Below are 5,365 nucleotides of genomic sequence, written 5' to 3' on the forward strand. Positions count from 1 at the left end.
CGTTCCTACAGCGGCTTCGTAGAAATGACGAGATCTCGGGAACTTCCCAACCTTTCCCTATCCAACCAGCGTAGCTCGTAGCTAACTATTTATGTCCGCTGGAGAGCAGGCACTGCATCAACACCGCGTTCTCGTGCCCTTCCCCCTTGCGGTAGTAGTTCTTGCGCACGCCGCAGATTTCGAAGCCCAGCTGGCGGTAGAGTGCCTGGGCGCTTTGGTTGCTTTCCCGTACTTCCAGATAGACCACGGTCATGGCATCAGCGCGGGCGGCGTCGAGGGCCTGTTGCAGTAATCGCCGGGCGATGCCATGGCGCTGCCAGGCCGGGGCTACGGCGATGTTGAGCACATGGGTTTCGTCGAGGATTCGCGACAGGATCAGAAAAGCCGCCGGGACATCATCCACGGTGGCCACCTGGCACAGATAATTGGCGTTACCCAGGCAATCGCGAAAGTGGGTGCTGCTCCAGGGGGTCAGCTGGACGGCGGCTTCGATGGCCATAACCGCGTCCACGTCTTCCAGCTCCATGGCGCGGATGGCTGCCACGCGGGTCCGCTCACCCACCTTGGAAGCCATTTGCCTGCATGGCGTGCCAGCTGGCTTTCTTGTGCTGCGCCGGCTCCGCCAGCATTTCTGCCAGGCTGCTGACCACCAGCGCCGGGCGCCCCCCTAACTCGAAGGGTTGGTAGCGGGGCTGATCAAACAGCGCCTCACTGAGGGCCTCCGGCAAGCACAGCAATACCCGTTCGCCACCCGACTGTTCACACAGCCCGGAAATAAAAGCCGAAAGCGCCTGGGCCGCTTCTTCTGCGGGCATGGGCTGTTCGGTCAGCGGACAGAAGAAACGCCGCGGGCGCTGAGGGCGGGCCTGGAACAGGGCCAACAGGTTGGCCATCAGCGGTGCTTCAAAACGTCCCAGCCCCGGTGCCTGGCTGTCTTCCTGGGCGCACAGCAACCAGGTATCACCGCCAAGATGGGCCTCCAGGGTAAAGGTCAGACCCTTGCCTCTGGCGACTGCCGGTACGGATGGTGCCGGTTCCGGGGTATCGGTAGTGGCTTTGGGCGCCGATGGACTCTGCGGAGCTTCCTGAACCGGCGACTCATTGGCAGCAGGGGCCGCTGTCTGCGGCGAAGCCGGGGCAGGAGCGTCCTGAGCAGGCGCTGGTGATGCCACTGCCGCAGGCGGCTCTTCCTCGTCTTCCCAGTCCAGCAGCGGCGAGGACGCGGCACCGGGCAACGGCGCCCTGGCCACCCAGGGCGTTAACCCCAGGGCTTTCAGGTAATGCTGTCGCTGGGCTTCATTCATAGGGCGCTCCGCACCGGTCGGATGTCCAACCAGAGACTCATACATCCGCCGCCTGCGGGTGGGCCCGTTCCAGGCCCGCCGCAAAATGGTTCAGCGCATTCAGGTAGGCCTTGGCCGAGGCAGTGATGATATCCACATCGGCACCGTGACCATTGACGATTCGCCCGCCCTTTTCCAGCCGCACCGTTACCTCACCCTGGCTGTCGGTGCCGGCGGTAATCGCGTTCACCGAATACAACTGCAGGGTGCTGTGGCTTTCCGCCAGCATCTCGATGGCCTTGAAGGCCGCGTCGACGGGACCGGCGCCGGTGGAGGTGGCCTCACGCTCCTGACCATCAATGGTCAGCACGATACGTGCTTCCGGGGTTTCGCCGGTGCGCGCCGTGGCTTCCAGCAGCACCAGTTTGAAACGTTCTTCTTCGGCGGCTTTCTTGGTATCGCTGACCAGCGCCTGCAGGTCCTCATCGAACACTTCGTGTTTCTTGTCAGCCAGATCCTTGAAGCGCTGGAAGGCCTCGTTCATGGCCGCTTCCGACGCAAAGGTGATGCCCAGCTCGTCCAGGCGAGCGCGGAAGGCAGCGCGGCCGGAATGCTTGCCCAGCACCATCCGGTTGGTATGCCAGCCCACATCCTCGGCGGACATGATCTCGTAGGTTTCGCGGTGTTTGAGTACCCCGTCCTGGTGGATACCGGACTCGTGGGCGAACGCGTTGGCGCCGACGATGGCCTTGTTGGGCTGCACCGGGAAGCCGGTGATCTGCGACACCATTTTCGAGGTGGGCACGATCTCTTTGGCGTTGATGCCGGTGTCCACGTTGAACAGATCCTGGCGGGTACGGACCGCCATGACGATTTCTTCCAGTGAGGCATTCCCCGCCCGCTCACCGAGACCGTTGATGGTGCATTCCACCTGCCGGGCACCGGCCTGGACGGCGGCCAGTGAATTGGCCACCGCCAACCCCAGGTCATTGTGACAATGGACAGAGAACACCGCCTTGTCCGCGTTGGGAATGCGGGTGAGCAGCTTGCCGATGGTGTCACCGAACTGCTCGGGAATGGCATAGCCCACTGTGTCAGGGATGTTGATGGTGGTGGCGCCGGCATCGATCACTGCCTCGATGATACGGCACAGGAAATCCAGCTCGGAACGGCCCGCATCCTCACAGGAAAACTCCACATCCCCCATATGATTGCGGGCATGCTTCACCGCCGCCACCGCATGCTCGACCACCTGATCCGGCGCCAAGCGCAGCTTGTGCTGCATATGGATCGGGCTGGTCGCCAGGAAGGTATGAATGCGCCCGGATTCTGCCCCGGCCAGGGCTTCTGCCGCCCGGTCGATATCCGACGCCTTGGCACGGGCCAGGGAGCAAATGGTGGATTCGCGCACGGTGTCGGCAATGGCCTTCACCGACAGAAAGTCCCCCTGGCTGGCGATGGCGAAGCCGGCTTCGATCACATCCACCTTCATCCGTTCCAGGGCCTTGGCGATACGCAGCTTCTCGTCCTGGTCCATGGTGGCGCCGGGGCTCTGCTCGCCATCGCGCAGGGTGGTATCGAAAATAATCAGGCGTTCTTTGCTCATCGGGGTCTCTCTCTGGCGGGTGAGCCATCCAGCTCACCGAGCTGTAGGAACTGTGCTGGCAGGGCGAACGACGGTGGCAAGTTTCCTGCCACGCAGTTGCCAACCCGAAGCCTCTTTGCCATGCGAGCATGGCTCCTACGATGATTTGTCGTTGGGGTTTCCCTGAATTCTACACCAGTCGCAGGGTGCGCAGCACGGCTTCACGCAGGGCCTCTCCCGCCTCTCGCCCGGCGATTCCCTCTGCCAACCGAATCTTTTTGCCATCCACCTCGGCGATCAGCGTCATGTACTCGGTGCGGCGGCCATTGGTGGTGCTGCTCATGCCACTCTTGAGCACGACCTGCTCCGCCCTCAGCAGCTGTCCCTTGCGGGTAAACAGGGGCACACCCAGCCAGCGGCGCAGGCTGCGCACTTCGCCACCGCGAATCCATACATCCAGTCCACGCCCCAGCGTAAAGAGGGTGCTGCCGACAATGGCATAGCCAATCAACCCGAAGATGCTGCCCATGACATACAGCATGAAACCCTCGCTGGCGGCAGCGATAAACAGCCCGGTGCCCACGGCGGCGAAAATACCCCCAAACACCAGTAGCGCCAGCTTCATGCCCAGGTGTCGGCCCGGACGGCTTTCCAGGTGCAGACCCTGGCCGGTCTGCGCCACCCGGATCTGTTCGTTGGCGGACTCCAGCGCATCCACCTGACGCTCGCGCTGGTCGGCCATGACATGGGACTCCGGCAGACGGAAACGGCTTTCCCCCTGCCCTGCCACCACCGGGATATCCCAGCTGCGTTTCAGCTTGCGCTCTTCTACCCTGCCCTCCAGCTCTACGCGCCAGCAGATATAATTGCGGCCACTCCCGGAGGTCGGTGGCTGCTCCGCCGGCACATCGAAACAGAACTGAATATCGCTGCCTTGCTGGGTGGGCTGGCAAAAGGCCCGCTGGTCAATCTGCCAGAGAATGTCTTCCACGGTCTTGCGGTCCTTGCCGCTGCCGCTTTCCCGGCCACGGATACAGCTTAGCCATACGTCCATGTCCGTCTCCCGGGGCAGTGCCTTGCCCAGGCGGATGACGCCACCCACCTGCCCCCCGGCATGGCCCGGCTCCGGGTCAAGCTCCAGGGGAGTGGGGCCGAAAAACCGGTAATTACGGCGCATTTTCCAGCCTGCCCAGGCAATGCCGGCGCCCACGGCGGGAAACAGCAGCACCATCAGAATCGCATAGTCACCCCGGCTGACCTTGTCCCAGACGGCCAGATACGCTGGCGACGGCAGCAGGATGAAAATGGCGCCAAACCCCACCAGAAACCAGTGACCGGATTTCTCATTGCTGTGGTACTGGCCGCCATCTGCCAGCTCGGCCTTGCCCTTGCTGTCCCGGTTAAACAGAAACATCAGGCCGCCGCCCACCAAGGCAAAGACACCACCGAAGGCCAGGCCAAACACCAGTGAGCCCCAACGCAGAGTGCGATCCAGAAACGCCTCGGACGGATTCGCCGGGTTGACCCAGGCCAAGACGGTGCGTCCGTGGGTGCGAGCCGACTCCAGACGGCGGGCCAGACGCTGCCAGTAATCGTCGAAATTATCGCTGCCGCCATACTGGCTCACCGTATCGCTGGCGTAGCTTCGCCCGTTATAGTCATAGCGGTAGCGGGCGCTGACGCTGTAAGTGGTGGAACCGTCAGAATAACTGCGATTGAGAGTACTGCTAAGCACGGTGGCCGGCACCCTGTCCCAGCTACTGGAATGCCAGTATTGAAAGACGGGTTTGAGTCCCACAAAGAACATCACCGCCAGGCCTGCCACCAGGAAAACCCCGGGAAACAGGATGGTCATACACCCTGATGCCTTATCGTCTTTCTGCATGTCCTGTTCTGTTTTTTCTGCGGTATTCGACACCGGTGATTCCCCCAAACAACAATACTCCGGCCAGGGCACCGTACAGGTGGGCATTCACATAGACCCGCCCGTCGATCCAGCTACGGAGATAATCCACGTCATAGCCTGCCTGCTGCTCAGTGACAATGCGCCCGGCGATCACCAGTAACACCAGCGAATGCAACCAGGGGTTCCCCCGCCAGCCGAGTAACAGACAGAAAACCAACAAGCCATGAAGGATACCGGAGAGCCCCACATAGTGCTGCAAACCGGTATCCAGAAAATACAGCGCCAGACCGGTTGCCAACCCACAGAACAGCAGCCAGCTCCAGAAACGCGCTCGATCCAGCAGGTCCGTGAAGAAATAACCGCACAGCACCAGCCCGGCCAGATTGAGCAGCATATGCCAGTGATTGAGATGCACCAGATGGCAGGTCAGCAACCGCCAGATCTGACCCTGCTCGATGGCCCCACGATCAAACCCCAGCCAGGGGTTAACCCATGCATGGGCCAGACCCAACACCACCATGAGGATCACCATCAGGGCGAAGTGCAGGCGGAGTTTGTTGTCTCTGGGTTGCATGGAGGTACCGGCTGAAA

Annotated in this window: 5 protein-coding genes; all 5 read right to left on the minus strand. The window is 61.8% G+C overall.

The window, feature by feature from the left end; translation table 11 throughout:
- Positions 1-85: 85 nt before the first annotated feature.
- Positions 86-574 (minus strand): ribosomal protein S18-alanine N-acetyltransferase, encoded by a 489-nt coding sequence (rimI, locus tag HUJ17_RS04775; RefSeq protein WP_290509603.1) that lies wholly within the window; start codon positions 572-574, stop codon positions 86-88.
- Entirely contained in the window at positions 555-1,304 is a 750-nt protein-coding gene (locus HUJ17_RS04780) for a hypothetical protein (RefSeq protein WP_063508899.1), read from the minus strand. Before HUJ17_RS04780 ends, rimI begins: the two co-directional genes overlap by 20 nt.
- Before the next feature lie 37 nt (positions 1,305-1,341).
- Positions 1,342-2,889 carry a 2-isopropylmalate synthase gene (locus tag HUJ17_RS04785; RefSeq protein WP_062816762.1) on the minus strand — a complete coding sequence of 516 codons (1,548 nt, stop codon included), beginning with the start codon at positions 2,887-2,889 and terminating at the stop codon, positions 1,342-1,344.
- Between the two features lie 169 nt (positions 2,890-3,058).
- Positions 3,059-4,753, minus strand: coding sequence for a DUF3592 domain-containing protein (locus tag HUJ17_RS04790; protein ID WP_290509604.1), 1,695 nt, complete (start codon positions 4,751-4,753; stop codon positions 3,059-3,061).
- Positions 4,737-5,365, minus strand: a 629-nt coding sequence (gene rrtA, locus HUJ17_RS04795; RefSeq protein ID WP_366471131.1) for a rhombosortase, incomplete at its 5' end; no start/stop codon positions are given. The genes rrtA and HUJ17_RS04790, both read right to left, overlap by 17 nt.

The organism is Alcanivorax sp. (assembly GCF_014762765.1).
Classification (GTDB): Bacteria; Pseudomonadota; Gammaproteobacteria; order Pseudomonadales; family Alcanivoracaceae; genus Alcanivorax.

What these genes read in the sequence shown, in the direction of transcription:
- rimI (WP_290509603.1), bottom strand. Translation starts at nt 574, where the DNA reads ATGGCTTCCAAGGTGGGTGAGCGGACCCGCGTGGCAGCCATCCGCGCC.
- HUJ17_RS04780 (WP_063508899.1), bottom strand. Translation starts at nt 1,304, where the DNA reads ATGAATGAAGCCCAGCGACAGCATTACCTGAAAGCCCTGGGGTTAACG.
- HUJ17_RS04785 (WP_062816762.1), bottom strand. Translation starts at nt 2,889, where the DNA reads ATGAGCAAAGAACGCCTGATTATTTTCGATACCACCCTGCGCGATGGC.
- HUJ17_RS04790 (WP_290509604.1), bottom strand. Translation starts at nt 4,753, where the DNA reads ATGCAGAAAGACGATAAGGCATCAGGGTGTATGACCATCCTGTTTCCC.